The sequence below is a fragment of the Actinophytocola sp. genome (genome assembly GCF_035712165.1).
GTDB lineage: Bacteria > Actinomycetota > Actinomycetes > Mycobacteriales > Pseudonocardiaceae > DASYTH01.
The window spans coordinates 1-20,016 of the sequence record NZ_DASTBH010000355.1 but is presented as its reverse complement, the minus strand read 5'-3'; the positions used below and the strand labels follow the sequence as shown (position 1 = coordinate 20,016).

The 20,016-nt window shown below is 73.3% G+C and carries 20 protein-coding genes; 4 read left to right on the top strand and 16 right to left on the bottom strand.

All coding sequences use genetic code 11. The features are described from left to right. The 4 genes from VFO68_RS19865 to VFO68_RS19850 all read left to right on the top strand — a co-directional run. Nucleotides 1-249 (top strand): hypothetical protein (locus VFO68_RS19865; RefSeq protein WP_325159829.1); only part of this gene is annotated, 249 nt, incomplete at its 5' end. Nucleotides 250-625: 376 nt separating this feature from the next. Beyond that, the gene (locus tag VFO68_RS19860) at nucleotides 626-1,435 is read left to right on the top strand and encodes a MauE/DoxX family redox-associated membrane protein (protein WP_325159828.1); all 810 of its coding nucleotides are present in this window, start codon (nucleotides 626-628) and stop codon (nucleotides 1,433-1,435) included. Then, complete coding sequence (locus tag VFO68_RS19855; protein ID WP_325159827.1) at nucleotides 1,326-2,366, top strand: DUF3238 domain-containing protein; 1,041 nt, start codon at nucleotides 1,326-1,328, stop codon at nucleotides 2,364-2,366. Before VFO68_RS19860 ends, VFO68_RS19855 begins: the two co-directional genes overlap by 110 nt. Nucleotides 2,367-2,408: 42 nt before the next feature. Further along, a complete protein-coding gene (locus VFO68_RS19850; RefSeq protein ID WP_325159826.1) occupies nucleotides 2,409-2,984 on the top strand; it encodes a TetR/AcrR family transcriptional regulator in 576 nt (191 codons plus the stop codon). Here the strand turns inward: VFO68_RS19850 and VFO68_RS19845 are convergent, their stop codons facing one another. The 16 genes from VFO68_RS19845 to VFO68_RS19770 are packed head-to-tail and all read right to left on the bottom strand — an operon-like array spanning nucleotide 2,985 to nucleotide 19,949. Continuing rightward, nucleotides 2,985-3,707, bottom strand: coding sequence for a hypothetical protein (locus tag VFO68_RS19845; protein WP_325159825.1), 723 nt, complete (start codon nucleotides 3,705-3,707; stop codon nucleotides 2,985-2,987). A 13-nt stretch (nucleotides 3,708-3,720) separates the two neighbouring features. Next, nucleotides 3,721-4,644 (bottom strand): RimK domain-containing protein ATP-grasp, encoded by a 924-nt coding sequence (locus VFO68_RS19840; RefSeq protein ID WP_325159824.1) that lies wholly within the window; start codon nucleotides 4,642-4,644, stop codon nucleotides 3,721-3,723. After that, nucleotides 4,641-5,321: a hypothetical protein gene (locus tag VFO68_RS19835; protein ID WP_325159823.1), complete on the bottom strand. Its 681-nt coding sequence runs from the start codon at nucleotides 5,319-5,321 to the stop codon at nucleotides 4,641-4,643. Before VFO68_RS19835 ends, VFO68_RS19840 begins: the two co-directional genes overlap by 4 nt. A gap of 1 nt (nucleotide 5,322) precedes the next feature. Then, nucleotides 5,323-6,105 (bottom strand): hypothetical protein, encoded by a 783-nt coding sequence (locus VFO68_RS19830; protein WP_325159822.1) that lies wholly within the window; start codon nucleotides 6,103-6,105, stop codon nucleotides 5,323-5,325. Further along, nucleotides 6,105-8,315: a hypothetical protein gene (locus VFO68_RS19825; RefSeq protein ID WP_325159821.1), complete on the bottom strand. Its 2,211-nt coding sequence runs from the start codon at nucleotides 8,313-8,315 to the stop codon at nucleotides 6,105-6,107. Before VFO68_RS19825 ends, VFO68_RS19830 begins: the two co-directional genes overlap by 1 nt. Further along, on the bottom strand, nucleotides 8,312-9,784 hold the full coding sequence (locus tag VFO68_RS19820; protein WP_325159820.1) for a baseplate J/gp47 family protein: 1,473 nt from the start codon (nucleotides 9,782-9,784) through the stop codon (nucleotides 8,312-8,314). Before VFO68_RS19820 ends, VFO68_RS19825 begins: the two co-directional genes overlap by 4 nt. Beyond that, complete coding sequence (locus VFO68_RS19815; RefSeq protein ID WP_325159819.1) at nucleotides 9,781-10,311, bottom strand: hypothetical protein; 531 nt, start codon at nucleotides 10,309-10,311, stop codon at nucleotides 9,781-9,783. Before VFO68_RS19815 ends, VFO68_RS19820 begins: the two co-directional genes overlap by 4 nt. Before the next feature lie 10 nt (nucleotides 10,312-10,321). Further along, a complete protein-coding gene (locus VFO68_RS19810) occupies nucleotides 10,322-10,660 on the bottom strand; it encodes a hypothetical protein (RefSeq protein WP_325159818.1) in 339 nt (112 codons plus the stop codon). Continuing rightward, nucleotides 10,660-12,567 carry a hypothetical protein gene (locus VFO68_RS19805; protein ID WP_325159817.1) on the bottom strand — a complete coding sequence of 636 codons (1,908 nt, stop codon included), beginning with the start codon at nucleotides 12,565-12,567 and terminating at the stop codon, nucleotides 10,660-10,662. Before VFO68_RS19805 ends, VFO68_RS19810 begins: the two co-directional genes overlap by 1 nt. Then, complete coding sequence (locus VFO68_RS19800) at nucleotides 12,564-13,121, bottom strand: hypothetical protein (protein WP_325159816.1); 558 nt, start codon at nucleotides 13,119-13,121, stop codon at nucleotides 12,564-12,566. The genes VFO68_RS19805 and VFO68_RS19800 overlap by 4 nt, the downstream gene beginning before the upstream one ends. Nucleotides 13,122-13,129: 8 nt before the next feature. Beyond that, entirely contained in the window at nucleotides 13,130-13,588 is a 459-nt protein-coding gene (locus tag VFO68_RS19795) for a hypothetical protein (protein ID WP_325159815.1), read from the bottom strand. After that, nucleotides 13,585-15,450 (bottom strand): hypothetical protein, encoded by a 1,866-nt coding sequence (locus VFO68_RS19790; protein WP_325159814.1) that lies wholly within the window; start codon nucleotides 15,448-15,450, stop codon nucleotides 13,585-13,587. The genes VFO68_RS19795 and VFO68_RS19790 overlap by 4 nt, the downstream gene beginning before the upstream one ends. Next, on the bottom strand, nucleotides 15,447-18,107 hold the full coding sequence (locus VFO68_RS19785; RefSeq protein WP_325159813.1) for a hypothetical protein: 2,661 nt from the start codon (nucleotides 18,105-18,107) through the stop codon (nucleotides 15,447-15,449). The genes VFO68_RS19790 and VFO68_RS19785 overlap by 4 nt, the downstream gene beginning before the upstream one ends. Then, the gene (locus VFO68_RS19780) at nucleotides 18,104-18,292 is read right to left on the bottom strand and encodes a hypothetical protein (RefSeq protein ID WP_325159812.1); all 189 of its coding nucleotides are present in this window, start codon (nucleotides 18,290-18,292) and stop codon (nucleotides 18,104-18,106) included. Before VFO68_RS19780 ends, VFO68_RS19785 begins: the two co-directional genes overlap by 4 nt. 19 nt (nucleotides 18,293-18,311) lie before the next feature. Beyond that, complete coding sequence (locus VFO68_RS19775; RefSeq protein WP_325159811.1) at nucleotides 18,312-18,770, bottom strand: hypothetical protein; 459 nt, start codon at nucleotides 18,768-18,770, stop codon at nucleotides 18,312-18,314. A gap of 12 nt (nucleotides 18,771-18,782) precedes the next feature. After that, nucleotides 18,783-19,949: a hypothetical protein gene (locus VFO68_RS19770; protein WP_325159810.1), complete on the bottom strand. Its 1,167-nt coding sequence runs from the start codon at nucleotides 19,947-19,949 to the stop codon at nucleotides 18,783-18,785. Nucleotides 19,950-20,016: the final 67 nt, after the last annotated feature.

Sequence of the window (20,016 nt, the reverse complement as noted above, 5' to 3'; positions counted from 1 at the left end):
ACGCTGTACCAGCGGGTGCCGGACGAGTTCCAGACGCGGGTGTTCGGCCTGGTCGCGGCGATCTGTTACGCGGGGTTCCCGATCGGGGGCGCACTCGGCGGCGCCGCCGTGGCCGCATTCGGCCTGCACACCGCGGTCCTGCTGGCCGGGTGCCTCTACCTGGTGGCCACCCTGGTGCCCATGCTGGGGTACCGCACGTCGCGAACCCGGTGCGCCCCGGATCGGGGCGCACCGGCCGGAAAAACATAGGACCAGCGTTTCCCGCTGGCCCACAGTGATTACCGGTCGGCACTTTCGTCGCCGACGGTGATTTGGTTACGCCGAGCCGTTCGCGTTGTTACGCATAGGGCACCTCCCACCTGGACACGCTCGGTTATCGTTAAGGGGGTGACAGCCGGTTTACCAGCATCACCCCAATGGCAAGGTAGTTCCGTCAAGACGGCAAGTAAATAGCCCAAACAGCCCGTCGGAGACCCCCGTCCGGCTGGCGTGAACCGGTTGTTTAATGGTCGACCGAGGGTTGCTATTTGAATGACCAGGGTGCACCTTCGGGCATGGCGGGGGGCCGAAAGTGCGCCTGGGCGTACCTTCTGTCTGGTCCGGGGTGCGCAGAATAGTCACGACCGTGGATGATCTTGTCGCGGGCCTGGCGGTGCTGCTGGGCGTGTTGCTGTTCGCGGCGGGCGTGCCGAAGGTGGTGGCGCCGCGGTACGCCGGCAGTGCGGTGCGCCGGGTCATTCGCCGCCGCGACCTCGCCAGCGACACGGTGATCCTGGTGGGCGTGCGGGCACTCGGCGCGTGGGAGATCGCGCTCGCGGCGGCGCTGGTGAGCGGCCGGTGGCCGGTCTGGATCGCGACGGCGACCGTGCTGACGTTCGTCGGGTTCCTCGGGTTCGTGGTGGCCGCGGTGCGTCGGGGCGCGTCCTGCGGCTGCTGGGCGTCGCTGACCGAGGGTCCGGCCGGCGGCGCGGAGATCGCCCGGACGGCGCTGCTGCTCGGCTACGCCGGGTTCGTGCTGGTCGGGCGGTCCCTGGAGTATTCCGGGCGCACCGTGGCCGCCCTGGGATGGGCGGCCGTGGGATTCGCCGGGCTGATGGCGGCCGCGGCGATCGGCGGTCTGGTCGCGCCGGTGCGGGCCGAGCGGGTGGTTCGGCAGTTGCGGTACCAGGCGCCGGCGAGCCGGACCGCCCGGTTCGGGGTGTGGCTGGGCTTTCTGGGCGGTTTCGTGCACGCCGGCACCGATGCCGGGCGACGGCGCTACGCACTGGCCAGGAACGCGCCTGGCCGGGTAGGAAAACGATCACTACGACGGCAAAGGAACGACGATGGCGGGCGAGCCGGATCTGTCACCGGGACAGAGCTCGGAATGGGTGCAGTACCTGCAGCGCATGCTCAACCAGCACTACCAGCAGTCGGTGGTGCCGGAGAACGGTGAGTTCGACGAGGCCACCGCGAACGCGGTCGAGCATTTCCGTTCGCAGAACGGCCTCGGCGGCGGCTCCCATGTGGACAGTGCGGTGTGGGGCCGGCTGGTTCCCGCCGGGCACGGACCCAGCGAGGGGCACCACACCGGCGGGCATTCCGGACACGCCTCGGAACACGGGCACGGCACGAGGCATCAGGCGGAACCCATCGCCGATCCGGTCGCCGGGGTGCACAGCGGCGACCCGCACGATGCCGGTGTTCCGCTGGACCAGCCGCACGGCGACGACCCGGCCACCGGCATCGACACCCGGGCGGCCAGCACGCACTGGCCGGACGCGCACAGTGTCAAGGTGTGGCTCAAGGTGTTCATCCCCGGCAGCTACCACGGCAACGTCGACGGCCGGGGCGCCGCGGCCGGGCACCGCCTGCTGCCCGGGCCGAGCCAGTGGTTCAACGACTGCTTTCACACCGACGACCGCGAGTTCAGCGCCGACATCGGCGCCTCGGCGCGGGCGCACTCCGAGTTCCGGCTCGACCTGCGCACCGGCGAACTGCACGAGGTGCACTACTGCGGCGAGTCGGTCGAGTACGACTGCGAGGACGGCGACGAGGAATGCCGCGACACCGCGCCCAGTGGCCGGATGGCGTGGTCGAACCTGCGCCAGCACGGCGACAACATCCACCTCGACCTGGCCGGTGCGACCAGCAACCCCTGCTTCGGCGGCTCCCCGGACATCGACTACAACGGCACGGTGACCATCGACCTGACCGGCCACACGATCTCGTTCAACGGTCAGGTCAACGGGTTCCCGGCCTACGAGGCGTATGCCACCGTCAACGACGGCGCAGGCGAGCCGCTGTTCCACTACGGCCCGCGCGGCACCCCGATGGACCTGTCCGGTGACGCCGCCGACCCGGTGCACGGCAGCGCGTCGTTCTAGGATCGCGGTCTGGCGACGGCGGGTGCGCGTTAGAGTGGGTGGGTGCCGAAACCGTGGGTGGAACTGGTCGGAGAGCATCGTCGCGAGACACACGAAGCGATCCTTGACGCCACTGCGGCGCTGGTGCACGAGCGCGGGCTCGACACGGTGACCATGGCGGCGATCGCCGAGCAGGCCGGGATCCCCGAGGCCCGGCTGGCGCGGCATTTCCCGGACGTGGACGCGGTGCTGCAAGCCTGGCACCAACGCCAGATCGGCCAGCATCTCGCCTACCTCGGCGAAACCGGTGACCAGCCCGGCACTCCGATCGAGCGGCTGGCCGCCGTGCTGCGCTCCTACGCGGTGCTCGCGCATCAGGCACACCGGCAGCACTCCGCCAAGTCCGCGGCCGTGCTGCACCGGGGCGAACACATGGCCGAGGCCCAGGACCACCTGCACGGCATGATCCGCGACCTGCTCGCCGAATGCGCGCGCAACGGCGACATCCGCGACGACGTGACCCCGGACGAACTGGCGAGCTACTGCACGCACGCGCTCACCGCGGCGTCCGGGCACACCTCCACCGAGGCGATCCGCCGGCTGGTGACGGTGACCCTGGACGGACTGCGGAAACCCTGACTACCAGTACAGCAGCCAGTGCGTGTCCAGCCGGACGCCGTGGCCCTGCAGGGTGATCCGGCGCTGGCCGGGCGTGTGGCAGTGCGAGGCGCCGATCCGGTGCCAGTGCTCGGCTTCGGTGAACAGCATGGTGCCGGGCCGGTAGGGCACGGTGACGGCGGCGCCACCGCCGGGCGCCCGGGCGCCGGGCAGGTCGTCCTCCAGGTCCATGCCGCTGCCCCCGTCCGGAACCTCGAACGGCACGGTGAAGTTGACCACGTCCGCGATCCGGAAGTGCCGGCCGGCGAAGTACGGCACCTGAGTGTGCAGCAGGTCCAGATGCCAGCCGCCGCCGTCGAAGTCGCCGGGGCGTTCGAAGTCGAACACGTGGAACCCGGGCACGGCAAGCTCCTGGGCGTAGACCACGGGCGCGCCGTAGCGTTGTTCGAAGAACGCCGCCACCCGGTCGTGCGCGAGCCGGAAGTGTTGGTACAGCACGTGGTTCTCGGCCCGGGCCCGGTCGGTGTAGTAGCCGAACCGCTCGCGGTTGCGGTACAGCGGCTCGCCGATGGTGGCCATGCCGTTCGAACCGGGCACCCGCCAGCATTCCCGGCGCAGCCGGTCCGGCACGTCCTCGATCGCGGCGACGGTCCGCGCCACCTCGGTCGGGGAGAACAGCTCGACGGTGAACGCGCCGGCCCGGCCGAACCGGGTCTGCTGGGCGACGGGAAGTGTTGCCGTCATGGGGAAGTCTCCTTCAGCACAGGGCCGCCGCCGCGAGCAGCCCGGCGATGGCCGTCGCGATCGGCGCTCCGGTGGACGACTCGTAGTAGGTGAACCCGGGCGAGGGGTTGACCTCGAAGCAGTACCACTCACCGTCCGGGGTGCGGCGCAGGTCGATGCCCGCCACCGGAAGGTCGAGCGCGGCGCAGAGCGCCACGCAGCGCCGCGCGACCTCGTCCGGCACCTCGATCCCGGTCAGCTTCGGGTCCGGATGGCCCTGCACCCGGGCATAGCGGTAATCGTCGGCGGCGCTGTCCACCTCGGCGGCGAAGACGCTGGCGCCCACCACGTGCACCCGCACGTCCACCCCGGGAACCCGGCACTGGAACAGGGTCGGGCAGGTGGCCACGGCGGCGAACCGCGCGGCGTCGGCGGCGACCACCCGGCGCACCCGGCTGCGGACCCCGCTGACCGACTTGACGATGACGTCGCGGTGCTCGGCGACGAACGCGGCGACCCGGTCCGGGTCGGTGCTGACCAGGGTCCGCGGCACCCGGAACCCGGCCGCAGCGACGGCACGCAGTTGGAACGGCTTGGACCCGTTGCTGGCCGCCGCCCGCGGCCGGTTCAGCACATACGCCGGCGTACGGTCGGCCCAGGCGTTCAGCGTCAGGTCCACCGCGGTGGCGTGGGTCCGCTGCACCGACGAGCGCGGCTGGCCGCGCAGTGCCGGCAGCCGGGTGCTGTCGTGCGGGCGCAGGTACAGCGCACGCACCTGGTCGAGGTCAAGCTCCTCGTCGCCGACCAGAACCCGGTTGCCGGCGCCGGTGTCCAGCCGCACCGTCATGTCCAGCACCCGCCGCTGGTCCAGAAACCGCACCGGGGCGCCGATCCGCAGCAACCGGTCGCGCACCGCGGCGATCGGCCGGTCCCGGATCAGGCCCCACAGCAGGATCATGCGCGCACTCCGACCAGGTCCAACGTCTTGGCCAGCGCGTCGGCCACGGCGGGGACGCCGAGGTCCGGCCAGGCGCAGATGTCCCGCACCCGGGCGTCCCGGCCGGGACCGGACACGGCCGCGCCGAGCAGCGGCGTGCCGGCCAGCCGGCCCAGCGCGCACAACCGTTCCCCCACCGCGGGATGCACGTCGCGCAAGCACCAGTCGCCGACCACGTTGGCGTAGATCATGCTGTGCCACAACGGTTCCGGTCGGGACGGACCGCCGACCCGGCGCCGGATGGGCGCGGGTCGCAGGCCCACCGACTCGGCCGCGGCCGCCCACTGCTCGGCGTGCCAGGGTGGCCCGTTGAGCGACCCCGCGGTGGGCCGGTTCAGCACCGGCGCCGGGCAGGCGTCCAGCCAGGCCATCAGGAACGCGGTCAACTCGGCGGCGGCGTAGCTCCGGTCGTCCGGATGCACCCCGGGCAGGTCGGCCGCGGTGACCACGCCCAGCCTGCTGACCACGGCGGCCGGCTCCCCGGTCGTGCTGGTGCGCACCGTTCCCTCGGGGTCCAGCTCCAGGGTCCACCGGTCGCGGCACAGCTCGGCCGGGGTGCGCAGGACGGCCCGGCCGGCCCAGCGGTGCGCCAGGGTCCGGGCCGGAAGGTCGTTGGCGTGGGCGAGGATCAGCCACATCTCACTCGTCCCCGTCCGGGTCGGACAGGGCGGGCCGGCCGACCTCGGGCCGCTCCTCCAAGGTGATGAAGGTGCGCTCGCCGGTGCCGGACCCTTCGTCCACATCGGACCCCGCCGGGAGCGCGTCGGTCAGGTCGGCGAACTCCTTGTGCCCGTCCTTCTCGCCCTCCTTCTCCTTGTCCTTCTCCTTCTCCTTCTCCTTGCCGTCCTTCTGATCGTCCTTGCCGTCCTTGCCCTCCTTGTCCTTGCCGTCCTTCTGGCCGTCCTTGTCCTTCTCCTTGGTGTCCTTGCCCTCCTTCTCCTTCTCCTTGTCCTTGTCCTTGGCGTCGATCCGGGCCTCGATCTCGGTGATCTTCACCTGGAGCTCCTGGACGATGCCGAACAGCTCCAGGCGCAGCTCCGCGACGCCGTTGCTGGCGGTGTGCAGGTCGTCGGAGATGTCGTCCAGATCGGACTCGATGGCGTGGAACCGTTGGTTGAAGCCGATCTCCTCGGGCGTGGCCGCGGCCTGCACGACCGTGACGCCGTCGATGAAGTCCGGATGCGTGAAGGTGCGCACGAAGCTCAGCTCGACGTCCGGCGCGGTCTGGGCGACCTGCGTCTGGAACACGAACGGCGGCCGGTCCGCCTCGACGGTCACGCCGGCCGACGCCGCGATGCCCCGGCCCACCACGGCGACCACGTCGGCGTCGGCCATGCCGGCCCCGCGCAGGGCGTCCACCAGCGCCTGGGCCGGGACGCCGAACACCACCTGCTCCCGCTCGCCGCTTTCCCGCTCGCTCATCAGCTTTCTCCTTGTCCTGCCCGCGCGGAACGCGCGAGGCGGTAGTGCCGGTAGGACCGGGCGGCGGCGGGTGACAGGCCGGTGGCCCGGCCGGAGCCGTCCACGTCCACGTGCTGGCGGCGGATGGCGAAGGTGTCGGCGCGCACCCCCACCGGGGTCACCAGCTCGACGATGTTGAGCAGATGTTCGTACTGGCGCAGCGAAAGCAGCGCGCCGTCGGGCAGCGCCGGGCGCCACTCGTAGGGTTCGTTCGCCCCGGTGTGCTGGCTGACCAGGCAGGACACCACGCTCACGCCCTGCCCGGGGAAGGCGACCGTGACCCGGGAACCGCGCCGCGGGCGGACCTGCGCCGGGGTCAGCGAGCGCAGCGCGCGCACCTGCCAGCGGTGGATCAGGGTGTGCCGGGCCGACAGGTTGCTGCCGGCCAACGGCAGACCGGCCACCCCGAACATCAGCGCCAGCGTGCCGGCGGCGGTGGCCAGGCCGACGACGCTGCTCGCGCCGCCCGCCACCGCGGCGGCCAGGATCGGGCTGAGTGCGGTAGGCGTGGCGATCACGGTCGCGGTGCGCGCCGCGCCCAGGTCGAAGATCGCGTAGTCCCGGCCAGAGGTGGCGCCCAACTGCTGGGCGAACGCCGCGACCGCGGTCACCCCGGGCAGCGCCCGGCTGGTCAGCGCCTCGGCGAGGCCAGGCACCGAGGTGACCGGCCGCGCGCCGGCGAGCACGGTGGCCGGCGCCGCGACCGGGGTGAGCGCCGCGGCAGCGAGCGCCTGGATCACCGCCACCATCGGCACGTCGTGGTCCGGGTCGGCGGCCGAGACCAGCCGCGCGGTCAGGGTCAGCGGCACGTCGTGTCCCGGGTCCGGGTCGACGTCCAGCACCAGCGGACCCATCAGCACGGTGCTGACGAACACGGTGCCGTCGCTGTCCCGTTCGGCGGTGCGCAGCCCGCAGGCGTTCAGCAGCCAGGCGCCGGCCGGGTCCTCGGACCGCGGCCTGGGCACCAGGGCCGGGTCGTGCAGGGCGGTCGCGGCGGCGACCGCGGCGTCGAGCTGTGCGGCCACCGGGGCGGCCAGCCGGGCGCCCAGCCCGAGCTCGAACCGGGAGCCGCCGTCGTCGCTCTGCCCGGCGAGCAGCCGGGGCCACGGCCGGGCGCCCAACCGCACGCACCGGTCGTCGAGCGTGGTCAGCGCCGCGGCCAGGGCCGGCGCCACCGGCTGACCGTCCGGAAGCTGCCAGGTGGCCAGCGCCGCCCGCTGGGCGCTCACCCGCTTCGCGATGGCCGGGGGCAGCAGCCGCTGCTCGTGCAGGGTGTCCCCGGTGGGGCTGTCGGCCGGCCAGATCAGCTGCACCCGGCGGATCGCGTCCAGCAGGTCCGGCACCGCCTCCGGGTCGCCCGGCGCGATCAGCCGCAGGGCGAACTGCTGCGGGTTGACCACCTCGTCGATCACGGCCCGGCCGGTCACGCCGACGTCGGCCAGGAACCCGTTGACCACCGAGTCGATCCACGGCGGGCTGGGCAGCCGCACCCCGCGCAGCACTCGCAGCCGGGCCCGGTAGGACGCGTCGTCCTCCAGGGTTCCGGGCGGTTGCAGGGGCCGGGTGCCGGGGCTCTGCCGGGTGGCGTCCCAGAACAGCTCGTCGGCGAACCGGGGGCAGGACAGGTCCACCCCGATCCGGTCCAGCGCGTCGCCGCCCGCGGTGGCCAGCGCGCGCAGGGTGCGGAGCTGCCGGGCGGTGCGCCGGATCCGGGACTTCTCGTCCAGCAGGACGGTCAGCAGCCGGCCCAGCACGCCCTGGACCAGGTCGACGCGGACGGCGCCGGTCAGCTCCGGAAAGTCCAGGGACACGCCGGCGCGTCGAGCGGAGATCGTGACGGTGAACGGCGTCGCGGTCCCGCCGGCGTCCACCGGCGGCACCACGGCCACCAGTGCCGAGCCGGCCGCGCTGTACGGGGCGAAGGTCAGCGCGGGCGCGGTGCCGGGCGTGACCGTGAGCTCCTGGTCGTCCAGATCGGTCAGCAGGGTCACCAACACCAGCGGGTAGCGGGTGACGGTGTCCACCACCGCCTGGGCCTGCTTCGGCGCGCCGGGCTGGAGGTCGAGCGGGCGGGGCGTGGCGGCCGGGGCCAGCGGGCCGATCAGCTCGGCCGCCGCCGCGGCCAGCGAGCCGGCGCCGACGCGGGCCGGGTCGAGCGGGGACCCGGTCATCGGTCACGCACCGTCAGAAGGTCGGGGGCGTCGACGAACACCGCGATCTGGTCGGCGGCCAGCGTGAGGTTCTCCTCCAGTCCCAGCTCCTGGTTGGGCGAGTCCACCGAGCCGCCCGAGCCCACCCGGTCGACCGGGTTCGGGAACCGGACCAGGTGCAGGTTGACCACGTCCACCACGCCGGGTTCGGCCATCAGCGCCGCGCTGACCGCAGCCGACCGCACCGGCTGGGACAGCCGCAGCCCGTCGACCAGGGCGCGCAGCCGGGCCGCCAGCCGCTGCTTGAGCGCCAGCGCGCTCGGGCTGGAGTTGCGGCTGGCCACCGAGCCGGACGGCAGCGGAACCCCGGAGACGACCACGTCGGCCCGGACGCTGAAGAACACCTGCTCGGCCCGCACCACCTCGGGGAAGATGCCGACCGGGCGCACGTCCCGGATCGCCTCCTGCACCGCGGCCCGCAGCCCGGTCACCCCGTCCCAGATCGCCGCCTCGGTCGGGGCCACCAGGACCGTGACGAAGAACGGCGTGGACAGGTCCCGGTCGGCGGCGAAGAGCCGCTCGGCGAAGTCGAACTCACCGAAGACCGACTGGGACAGGTCCAGCCCGCCCCACCCGTCGCGCACCGCGACCTGGCGAACGCCGGGCACCAGCGCGACGGTGGCCGCGATCGCCTCCGGGGTCCACACCGACCGGGGCGCGGCCAGCAGCAGCGCCCGGTAGCGCTCGTCGTCCCACTGCGCGTTGCCGCCGGTCAGCGCCTCCGTGTGGCTGATCCGGACCAGGCCCTGCCCGGTCGCCGAGGCGCCCGGGGGCAGCCCGGCCGCCGCGTCGGCGGCCAGCATCGCGGCCAGCTTGTCGTCGGCGATCTCCCACCGGTCGATGCGCTGCGGGTGACCGCCGCCGGCGTCGGTCGCGCCGGGGTCGAGGTTGCCGACCGGGCCGGGGTCGAAGCTGGTCACCGGTGCCGCCACGGTGCTCGCCCCGGCGGCCAGCCGCACCGAGGCGGCCAGCGCGATCCGGTGCCCGCCCGACGTGGCCAGCCGGGCGCCCCGGGGCAGCACGAGTTGGGTGATCCCGGCCGGCAGCGCGGCCGACAGGGTCAGCGTCACGGTGCCGGTCGCGGTCAGGAACGGCCGGGTGATGCCGAGTTCGGCGCCCAGGTCGGACAGCGCACGGCCGCGCGCCGACACGACGAAGGCGTCGTCGTACTCGGCGGCCAGCGACGCCCAGGTGCGCGCGTCCTCCAGCGCGGTGACCTCCAGCAGTTTGCGCAGCACGCTGCCGCTGGACAGGTCGAGGTCGGGGTCGATCAACCGCTGGGCGAGCGCGATCTTCTCGGCCAGCAGCCGGGTGAACGGCTTGGGCAGGAAACCGGCGGGCGTCACGCCGAACGCGGCGCTGCCGGTGGACCGGGTCACCGACTCGTCGACGGCCAGCACCTCGGTCAGGTCAAGCGAGGCCTCACTCACCGGGGACCCTCCACACCGGCCGTGCCGAGCACCCCGAACGGCGCGCCGGAGGCCAGCCCGCCGACGTCCAGGGTCACCGGATCACCGGTGACCGCCTCGAACGAGACGGTCACGTCCAGCCGGCGGGACACCCGGTCGTCCTGCGGGCTCGGGGCGGACAGGTCGACCACCCGGCGCACCCGCGGGTCGGCGGCCACCAACTCGACCACCGCGCTGCGCAGCCCCTCCCGGGCCAGCACCGGGGAGGTCTCCTGAACCATCGGGTTCAGCCCGAGGAAACCGAACCGCAGGTTGAACGGATCGCTGCCGCGCAACGTGGTCAGCCCGACCGCGAGGTCCTGGCCGAGCGCGGCGACGCCGTCCACCACGGCCACGTCGACGCCGTCCGGGCCCCGGTGCAGCACCAGGTCGCGGGCGGTGTCGGCCGGGCCGGCCAGATCGGCCCGCAGGCCGACGCCGAGCAGCGCGCGCCGCCGCACCGCCGAGTCGTCGCCGGGCACGGCGGGTGGGGGCAATGGGGTGGTCATCGGATCTCCTTCACGAGGCGGTGAGCTTGGTCTGGCCGGCCGTCACCGTCACCGGGGTGCCGGCGGGCGCGGACCTGGCCGTCAGGGCGTCGAGCAGGACGGGCTCGCCGCGCACGGTGAGCCGGCCGGACCGGCCCGGGTTCGGCGGCGGGTCCGGCGTGGTGGTCGTGCACGGGTTCGAGCCGGGGGGCGAGCCGAACACGCAGCCCGCGTAGACCCCGAAGTTCGCCACGGCGGAGAACGGCAGCACCGTGCCCTGCTGCACGGTGAGCGGCCCGTCCTCGGTCAGCGGGGTGCTGCCGCCCTGCGCGCACAGCACCGATCCGTTGGTCGTCACCGGCGCGGACATCAGCTCACGTCCATGGTGCCGTCGACCGTGACCCGGACATCCTTGGCGTTGAGCGCGATCTGGTCCTCGGCGTCGAACGTGATGGACCGCGCCGAGATGGTCACGGCGCCGTCGGCGGAGAGCGTGATCCGCGCCGGGGTGCCGTCGCCGGACCGGGTCTCGATCAGCACGGTGCCGTCGCCGAGGTCGTCGTCCGGCGCCGGGCGGTCCGGCACCCGGGTGAGCCGGTCGGTCACCCGCAGCACGAACCGGGCGGTCTCGATGACCCGGGTGCCGTCGGCGTCGATCAGGTCGTGGGTGGCCGGGCCGTCGTCGGGCAGTGGCCGGTCCGGGTCGCGCAGGTGCTCCCGGTCCGGGACCGCCACCGGCAGCGCGAGCCAGTAGTCGCCCGGTTTCGCCGCCGGGCCACCGTTTCGCGGCCACAGCGCGCCGACGTCGACGAAGTCGCCCGGACCGCCGCCGACGTTGGCCAGCACGACCCGGGTGCCGGGATAGCGCGGCAGCACCAGGCCGAACCCGCCCCAGGCGAACGGCGTCAGGTACGGCACCTGCGCCACCTCGGCGTGCGCATCGGCGGTGATGGGCGCGCGTTGCGCCGCGCCCGGGTGGCCGTCGGCGACCGTGGTGGCGTACCAGACATCGCTCGAGTGCCGGGGCGAGTCCTGCGACACCGCGTGGTCGTGGATCATCGCGGGCCGGGACCGCACCTCGCCGACGGCCCGGGAGACCAGGTCGGTGATCACGCCGCCGACCGTGCTGGCGGCTCCGTGCGCGCTGTCGGCGAACGGCACCGCGGGCTGGCGGGGCGTGGTGTTCTCGCCGTCGGCCCTGGCCGGGATGCTGTCCCAGCCGTCATCGGCGCCGGTCAGCAGGACCGCGCGGAACCGGGTGAGGAAACCCTTCTCCCGCGAGACCTGGTGGCTCACCTCGACGATCCGGCAGGTGGCCGGATCGCCGGCGGCGAAGTCCTCGGGCGGCAGCACCAGCCGCACGGTGTCGCCGGGCTTGAGGTCCGGGCGGCCGAGCGCGGTGACGGCGACACTCTGCCGGGGCGGGGCCGGGCCGCCCGTCAGGACGGGCGGCACCCGGGAGTCGCGCGGAACCGCCGCGCCGCGCTCGATGTTGAGCAGGCCGCTGTCGTCGGCCAGCGAGCGGATCCGGTCCAGCCCGGTGCGTTGCGCGCTGGTGGTCCACTTTCCGAGGTGCAGCCGGCCGTCCCGGATCATCGCGACCGGCTGCCCGGCCAGCCGCAGCGCGGACTGCAGTTGCCGGGTGAGCACGGTCATGGCGGTCAGCGCGTTGCCCGGCGGGGTGGTGGCGAAGTCGGCTTGTCCCGCAACGGGTTCGGCGGCGGCCAGGCCGTAGCCGACCACCGGCACCACGCCGGCCGTGACCACGTCGACGGCGCGCTGCAGGGTGGCGAAGCACCGGCCCGCCACGAAGTGCTCGGCGAGCCGGCCGACCACCAGTTCCACCGCGTCGACCACCACCTCGATCCGGCGCTGGCCGGGCCGGCGCCACAGCCGCTCCACCCGCAACCGGGCGACCAGGCTGTCCTCCGGTGGGTCCGGTGTGGTCGCGCTGAGCGAACTGTTCAGGCCGGTGAACCGGGCCAGCCCGCCGCGCCGGCCGCCCGGCGCGTCCTGCCACCACAGGTGCAGGTCGGCGGTCAGCGGCGGGCGGCGGATCTCCTGGTAGTCCTCGGGGGTCAGCCCCTCGACGACGATCTCGTAGCTGCCGCCGGCGAGTCCGGACGCCAGCGTGGCGCTGACCGAACCGACGTAGCTGTCGCTGCTGATCAGGCGCAGCTGTCGGTCGGTGGTCGCGTCGCGGAACACCAGCGCCCAGGCGGGGACCACCCCGACGGCGAACTCGGCCGGACCGAGGATTCCGGTGGGCAGGCTCATCTGCGTCCCTCCTGCGGTCCGGGCAGCGCGAACGGCACCGGGATGCTCGGGTCGCCTTGCGGCTGCGGTGGTCCGGCGTCCGGGGCGACGGTGAGATCCCGCCAGCGCAGCTCGATCCGGCTGCCGAACCGGCCGGGACCGCGCAGGGTTCCGGCGGTGATCACCAACCGGTCCACGGTGACCTCGACGGCGGCCGCGCCCGGCGAACCGAAGCGAACCGGGATCCGGGGCAGCACCGGCACGGTCTCGCCGATGGCGCCGGTCAGCGCCAGCGTCAGCCGGGGCCAGGCGGCCAGCCGGTCCCGGCCGGCGGTGAGGTCGGCGGGGGCAGCCACCGCGCTGTCGAACAGCACCTCCGCCGGGTCGGCCGCGATCACCGCGCGGGCCACCCCGAGCGGGACGGCCAACACCAGGCCGCGCACCGGATCCAGGTCGATCCGGGCCGGCAGCCCGGCGGACAGTTCCAGCCGCAGCAGGAACTCGGCCGGATCGGTCACCGGCGCCGGCGGGTCGTCCAGCGGCGGTCGGCTGATGACAGCGGGCAACGTGGGCATGGCTCACCTCAGAACGGCAGCGCGTCGGTCAGGGCACCCACGCCGATCGCCGCGACGTCCAGCAGCTTCGCGCGGCTGTCCGGACGGGGCAGGTGCAGCATCTTCAGGGTCACGTCCAGGGCGTCGCGGCGTTGCGCGCTCTGGGCGAAACCCAGCGACAGCACGGCGAGATCGGTGCGGATGGTGGCGGTCGTGGTCAACACCAGGCCGCTGGTGGTCCGGCTGGTCTCGGCCAGGCTCTCCAGCGCCACCTTCCAGGCGAACCGCAGCGGGCCGAGCAGCACGGCGGACAGCGAGATCGTGTCGTCGTGGCTGACCACCGCGATCCGCCGCCGGGTGCCGTCGATCTGCGGCACGAAGTAGGCGGACTCGATGGACAGCTGGGTCACCGCCCAGAGCGGCACCAGCCGGAAACCGCTGGACAGCACCGCGCTCGGGGTGTGCAGGTAGGGCTCGAAGAAGCTCATCGGCGTCTCTTTCGCTTGCGCAGCGGGCGCATTCCGGCGTCGAAGTCCACGGCGCGCAGGTCGGCGAGGTCCACCTTCATCTGCTGCAGCCGGGCCTGCAGGTGGGTCAGCTCGCCGCCGGCGTTGGTGATCACTCGCCGGATCCGTAGCTCGTCGAGGATCCTGGCCACCCGGGCCTGCAGCCTCGGGTCGTCGATCTGCTCACGGGACAGCCGGCCGACCACCTCGTCGACCCGGTCGCGGGCCTGGCGCAGCCGGGTCAGCGCACCACGCACGGCGGTCAGGTCCCTGGCGGGCAGCGCCGTGTCCCGCAGACCGGCAACGGCCTCGGCGAGGCCCTCGACGTCGGACTCGAGGTTCCGGCCGAGGTTCTGGATCAGGCTGCTCACCTCGCCGAGCCCGTGCTGGGACAGGGTTTTGTTGTCACTGAGCCAGATCTCACCGGTCCGCGGGTGCAGCACGATGAAGTCGGTGCCCGGGTCGGTGACCCGGATGTCCGGAGCCTTGAGCACCCACAGGTCGTCGGCCAGTTGGAACACCGCGTTCAGCTCGCCGGACATGCCGCGGATCTGGGTGGTCATGATCCGGTCGCGGACGTACACGTCGAGCGGCTCCGGCGGCCTGCCCTGCTCCGCCCGCCGGGCCGCGTTCACCAGCCAGTCGCTGGCCAGATCCACCAGTTGGGCGGGGTTTCGGGTGGCGAGGTCACGCAGCAGCGGCGAGCGCCGCAGCGCGGTGACGATCCGGCCGCGCTCCGGTAGGCCGAGCGCGGCGGCCTGGTCGTCGAGCGCGGCGGCCCGGGAACGCGCGTCCCGGCCGGTGCCGGCGCCCGCCTCGATGTCGGCCCGCTGACCGCGGTGCACGCGGTTGACCCGGATCAGCGCGTTCTCGAGATCGGCCCGCTGCTGCGCGGGAAACCCGCTGTCGGCAAGGAACCGGTCCATCTCCTCGGCCCGCCACGGCACGGGCTGGTCCCGCACGGTGCCCTGGGCGTGTTCGCCGTGCACCATGGCCCGGACGAACTCCGGGTCGGCCGCGGCGGCCCGCTCCAGCGCGGACCGCTGGGTCCGCGGCAATGCCTGGTACATCGTGGAAATCGCGGCGTTCGGTCGCGCACCGCCGCGCAGTCCGCCACCCAGCGCGTAGGGCAGGCCGGGATCGCGGAGGATCTCGATGGCGGTCCGCGCCCGGGTCAGGTCCGCCGGACCGAGCACGTGCCGCAAATCGTCGAGCAGTGCCTCGGCGCTGTGCTCGCCGCGCAGCACGGCATCCACTGTGGACTCCTGCAGCGTCCGCGCGCGGAGCATGGCGGTGCGCAGCTGTGTTGGCAGCGCGGCGATCCGGCGTTCGAACCGGCGGGTGGCCCAGCGTGGCGCGGCGGCCGGGTCGCCGGCCGGCAGCCGCATGGCCGGGCGTCCGGGTGGCCGGTTCTCGGTGACCGAGAACCGGTTCAGGTTCGTCATCGGGGCCGGAGCCGGACGGCCGTGCCGGCGTTGCCTGGCAGCCCACTCCTGCGGCGTGACCAGCTCCCGGGTGCGGTCCTTGAGCAGGTCGAGCGCCTCGGCGAGCTTCGCAAGACCCGGGGTGTCCAGCTGGCCGGCGAAGGCGCGCTCGTAGTAGTCGTGCACCGCCCTGCGCAGCTGGCTCACCTGCTCGATCGCGTCACCCATCTCCCGCAGGTACCGCGCACCCAGCCGCTCCAGCGCCTGGACCACGGACGCGTCGAGGTGCGCGCGCAGCACGGGCTCCGGAATGCCGGCTCTGGTGGAGATGCTCTCGATCGCGTCCCGCAGCCGCGGCGCCTTGCGCAGTGCGGCGGCCACCGCGGCCGCCGACGGGGTACCGGCCACCCGGACGTTCACGGCGCCTCCTCGGTGAGCTCGGCCGCCTCGGTCAACGCCTGCTCGATCAGTGCCCGCATCGCGTCCGGATCGAGCGACCCGCCCGCCTGATACCGGTACTGCTCGGCGACCGACCGGGCGACCGCGCCGACGGCCTCCGACACCGCCAGGCCCAGCACGTTGGCCGTGACGAGCTCCTGCAGGAACATGGCGGTCAGCTGCGGGACGGTGAGGGCGCCGAGGCGGCTGGTGAACTCCAGCAGCGCCTCGCGGGCGAGCCTGGCGGCGGTCGTCTCCCCGCGCGCGAGCGCCCCCGCCGCCCGGGTCGCCGAGGACAGCCTGCCGACCAGCGGCAGCAGGCCGAGGCCCAGGCCGATCCCGGCGGCGGCACTCTCCATCTCGACGTCCGCGCGGGACAGGATCTCGTCGCCGCCCAGCATTCCGCGCTGCAGCTCGACGTGCTCGTGCGCGGTCCGCGCGCCGAGTCCGGCCTGGACCAGCCCGATCCCGCCGGCCACGACCGGGAAGAACACCGCCAGCAGCGGTAGACCGACCATGTTCACCCAGTGCATGAAGTTGTCCTTGGCCAGCTCGTGGGTGGCCAGGGCGCGAAGGCCGTCGAGGTAGATGTCCTCGTCCACATAGGACGGTTCGTCGCCCGCCGGCTGCGCGGTGCGCTGGAACTGTTGGCGCAGCCAGGCGTCGGCACTGGCGTGCACGCCGCGCAGGTCGGCGCCGACCGGGCTTGCGGCGTTCCCCTCGAAGGTGGCCAGGCCGAAGGCGATGGACCGGTCGGCGCGGACCTCCCTGGTGTGCTTGCGGTTCAGCTCCCTGATCTCGCCGAGCACCGCCCTGAGCTCGGCGGTGACCGCCGCCGAGATCTGCTCACCCTCGGGCCGGCCGAGGTCGGACAACCGTTGCGCCGCGCGCAGTCTGGCCACCACCTCCGGAAGATCGGCCAGCTTCTCCAGGAACGGGTCGGCGGCGAAGGCCTCCGAGATGAGCGCCCTGATCAGCTTTTCGACCTCGTCGAGCGTGCGCAGCACCCCGTGCGCGTCCCGGGTCGCGACGACCAGGTTCAGGACTCCGGGGCGGCCCGGGATCGGCTCGTACCGGATCGTCGCGCCCTGGAACTCGTAGGTCTGGGTGAGGTCCAGCACCATGGCGGTGCTCGTGCGCCAGAACTCCTTGATGCCGGCCAGCTTGCGGCGCAGCTCGTACAGCTCGGGCAGGTCCTCGAGCAGCACGGTCAGCACCAGGCGGGTCGCCGGCAGCCAGTCGTCGCCGGTCAGCCGGTGGCCGATCTCCGTGGCGCTGCGCTCCAGCACGTCCAGCAGCGCGTCCTGGCAGGCGGCGATGAACAGCGCCGCGACCACCCGCCTGCGCCGGGGGAAGTACTCGCGGTGCAGGGCGCCGAGCCAGGCCGAGCCGTTGCCGGCCAGCGGCGGCGGAAGCGTGCCGGCGCGGGCCCGGCGCGACACCATCCCGGTGTAGGTGAGCAGCAGCTTGTTGAGCGCCTGTACGGCCAGCGCGTGGTACTTCAGCTCCGCCTTGCGGTCCGCGGATCCGGTCCACCAGCCGAGTTGCTCGGCCTTGCGTTCGATGCCGGCGAGGGTGGCCAGCACGAACGAGCCGACGAAGCGGGGCGGCGCACCGCCGCCGGTCTGGGCGAGCACCTCGTCGATCAGCGCGCTCAGCTCGGCGTACTCGGCGGGATCCCAGTCCGCCAGAGCGAGCTCGTGGCCGAACGGCCGGTCCGGGTCGAGGTCCGCGACGGCGGGCGGCGGCAGCGCCGGGGCCGGTGGCCGGGTGCGCGCCGCCGGCTCGAACGGCGCATCCTCGGACAGTGTCACCACGGGTATCGCCGACCGGGTCGGCTCGTTGTCGCCGACGTAGATGTAGGCCTTGATCGGGCTGCCCTGCGACATGAACTCGTACAGCACGGTTTTCGGGCCACGCCACGGATAGCGCGCGGCCCGGTCCCGGGCCTGCGCGGCGAGCCGCTGCTCGGACAGTGTCGGGAAGGCCGTGCGCTGCGTGTCGAGCAGCACCCGGGCGAGCCCGGTGCGGAACGCCGGCTCGGTCTCCGCGGCCGTGACGAAGCGCAGCTCGTCGGCGTTCAGTCCACTGTAGCCGGTGACGAGCTCGGCATCCCTTCCGTCCGGCTGCGGCTGCCACTGGGCCATCGCGTGCAGCACGGTCACCGCCTGATCGGCGACCAGGAACAGGTACGCCGTTCCGGCCCGGTCCGCGGCGATCACCAGCAGCCGGGGCGGGACCGGTTCGCCCGCGAAGTACCGCTCCAGCGCCCGGTACAGCTCCTCCGCCGTGCCGAACCTGCTCAGCTGTCTGGTCAGCACGATCGGCGTCACCGTCATGGTGCTCGCCGGCGCGGCGGCCGCGAGCCGCTGGCCCGCCCGCACGGCCGCGGCGCGGACGTGCGTTTCCAGGTGGCCGGCGACCCACTCCGGCACCGGGTCGCCGCGGAACCGGACACTCACCTCGGGCTCCCGGCCGGACCAGGCTGCCCCGGTGCGCGCGACGGTGCGCCCGGCCCGGTCCACCGCGCGGGCGCTCGCCCGGCCGGTGGCGGCGCCGACCAGGTCGAGCAGCCCGGCGTCGAACCGGTCACCGGGAAGCTCGAGCCGGATCCGCACCGGCACCCGCACCGTCGTCATGCCAACCCCCGCAGCGCCGAGGTGAGCCGGTCCAGCGTGGTGCTCACCAACTCGTCCGGGTCGTACGGGGCCACCATGCGAACCTCGATCTCCACCGGGAACTGCAACACCAGCCCGGACGGCGCGTCGCCGTCCGGCGGCACGACGATGCCGCTGCCGTCTTCGAACGCGAGATCGTCGAACACCGCGAACCCCCGTGGTCGGTCAGAGTGCGGCCTGCAGCGGGCCGGATGTCTTGGTGCCACCGGCATCGGTGGCGTCGACGTGCATGGAGAACCCGCTGAACGTGGCCTGCGGGGCGCCCATCACCGTGGCGGCCGTCGGCGACACGCTGGTGATCACGCACCGGGTCAGCACGATGGTCGAGAACGACCAGTCGTTGCCGGACCGCTCCTGCACGGCGAGGCTGAACTCGGTGCCGTTCAACGCTAGCGCGGTCAGCTGTGCGGTCGCCGGCCCGATCGCGTTGACCGTCATGGAGAACGTCAGCGCGTACGGCTGGGTCACCACGCCCACATGGGTTCGCTCGATGCTGTGCAGCGGTTCGGCGGAGGTGGCGAAGGTCGGCGTGAACGACTGGACCGGCGAGATCTCGTGGTCGCCGGTGTCGTCGGTGTAGTGCACGGCGAGCCGGGTGTTCCAGTTGGTGTCGGGGTTGGTCATCGTTGCTCCTGATCAGAACTGGGGGGCGAGCGTCACGTTGAGCCGGTGCACCGCCGGCCCGTAGGTGATGCTGACCAGAACGGAGACCTGACGGGTCTGCCGGGCGGTCACCACCTCGGCCTCCTCGGCCGGGGTGCGGGCGCTTTCCGGCAGCGCCAGGATCGACAGCAGCGGGATGCCGACCGAGAAGTCGTCGATCACCGCGCCGAGTTGCAGCGGGCCGAGGATGCCCTCCACCCGGATCCGCACGGTGGTGAGCCCGGCCTTGGTGATCCGCGCGTCGCCGACCGTGCCGATCAGCCCGGCGCGCAGCCGGAACTCGATGTCGTCGAGCACCCGGATGACGTCGACGTAGTTGCGCGCGGCGTCGCTGGAGAACACGCCGCCGTCGGCCATGAACAGCCCCGAGCCGGGCACCAGCGTCGGGTCGATCAGCGGAATCGTGCCGGCCGCGGCCAGCCCGGTGATCTCCGCCGGAACGTACTGCTGCTGCACCGGAATCGTGCAGCCGCGCACCTGCTTGAGCACCATGCTGGTGCTCGGCGCGAAACCGGCGATCGCCCCCATGGTGGCCGCGGCGGCGTCGGTGGTGGCGCCGCGGGCGGCGACGAGGATCATCCGGCCGGTGGCGCTCTTCAGCGAGCCGTAGCTGTTGGCGGCCAGCACGGTGTCCACATAGGTGGCGGTGCGCGCGATGGCCGGGTCGATCATCGCCACGGCGATCCGGCGGTTCCCGGCGGCCGACATGGTCTCCACGTGTTCGGCCAGCGCGTGCAGCCCGGTCGCGGGCGTGCCGCCGGAGGTGGCCTTGCCCACGCCGGACTCGCCGGCCAGGCAGACGAACGTGACGTCGTCGGCGGCCTCCAGCCCGGCCAGGGCCGTCGCGTACTCCCCGGCCGCCGGCGTGCGGACGCCGTAGATCCGGCTCGGCCGCGGGTCCTGCGCCAGCACCAGATCCAGGCTGGTGGACAGCGGCGTTGCGGCCTTGTTCTTGCCGAACAGGCCGATCACGTCGTCATGGTTGGTGACCACCAGCGGCGTCGAGGCCGGGGCCGCGGCACCGTCGGCGTTGCCGACGACGGCCACCACGCCCGGCGAGCGCTGCGCGGCCGGCACCAGCGCGCTGGTGTCGACCAGGACGTCGACGAAGGGAAAGGCCGGTTGAACCAGGGTTGCCATGTCGGTCTCCGTGCGGATTGTCGGCGCGCGTCGGGCGCGGGATTTGGTCGTCATGTGGCCTCTTCGG

Coding starts and splice junctions, on each gene's coding strand:
- VFO68_RS19770 (WP_325159810.1), bottom strand. CDS start 19,949: ATGGCAACCCTGGTTCAACCGGCCTTTCCCTTCGTCGACGTCCTGGTC.
- VFO68_RS19840 (WP_325159824.1), bottom strand. CDS start 4,644: ATGATCCTGCTGTGGGGCCTGATCCGGGACCGGCCGATCGCCGCGGTG.
- VFO68_RS19835 (WP_325159823.1), bottom strand. CDS start 5,321: ATGTGGCTGATCCTCGCCCACGCCAACGACCTTCCGGCCCGGACCCTG.
- VFO68_RS19775 (WP_325159811.1), bottom strand. CDS start 18,770: ATGACCAACCCCGACACCAACTGGAACACCCGGCTCGCCGTGCACTAC.
- VFO68_RS19855 (WP_325159827.1), top strand. CDS start 1,326: ATGGCGGGCGAGCCGGATCTGTCACCGGGACAGAGCTCGGAATGGGTG.
- VFO68_RS19805 (WP_325159817.1), bottom strand. CDS start 12,567: ATGAGCCTGCCCACCGGAATCCTCGGTCCGGCCGAGTTCGCCGTCGGG.
- VFO68_RS19795 (WP_325159815.1), bottom strand. CDS start 13,588: ATGAGCTTCTTCGAGCCCTACCTGCACACCCCGAGCGCGGTGCTGTCC.
- VFO68_RS19785 (WP_325159813.1), bottom strand. CDS start 18,107: ATGACGACGGTGCGGGTGCCGGTGCGGATCCGGCTCGAGCTTCCCGGT.
- VFO68_RS19810 (WP_325159818.1), bottom strand. CDS start 10,660: ATGTCCGCGCCGGTGACGACCAACGGATCGGTGCTGTGCGCGCAGGGC.
- VFO68_RS19825 (WP_325159821.1), bottom strand. CDS start 8,315: ATGACCGGGTCCCCGCTCGACCCGGCCCGCGTCGGCGCCGGCTCGCTG.
- VFO68_RS19830 (WP_325159822.1), bottom strand. CDS start 6,105: ATGAGCGAGCGGGAAAGCGGCGAGCGGGAGCAGGTGGTGTTCGGCGTC.
- VFO68_RS19800 (WP_325159816.1), bottom strand. CDS start 13,121: ATGCCCACGTTGCCCGCTGTCATCAGCCGACCGCCGCTGGACGACCCG.
- VFO68_RS19815 (WP_325159819.1), bottom strand. CDS start 10,311: ATGACCACCCCATTGCCCCCACCCGCCGTGCCCGGCGACGACTCGGCG.
- VFO68_RS19845 (WP_325159825.1), bottom strand. CDS start 3,707: ATGACGGCAACACTTCCCGTCGCCCAGCAGACCCGGTTCGGCCGGGCC.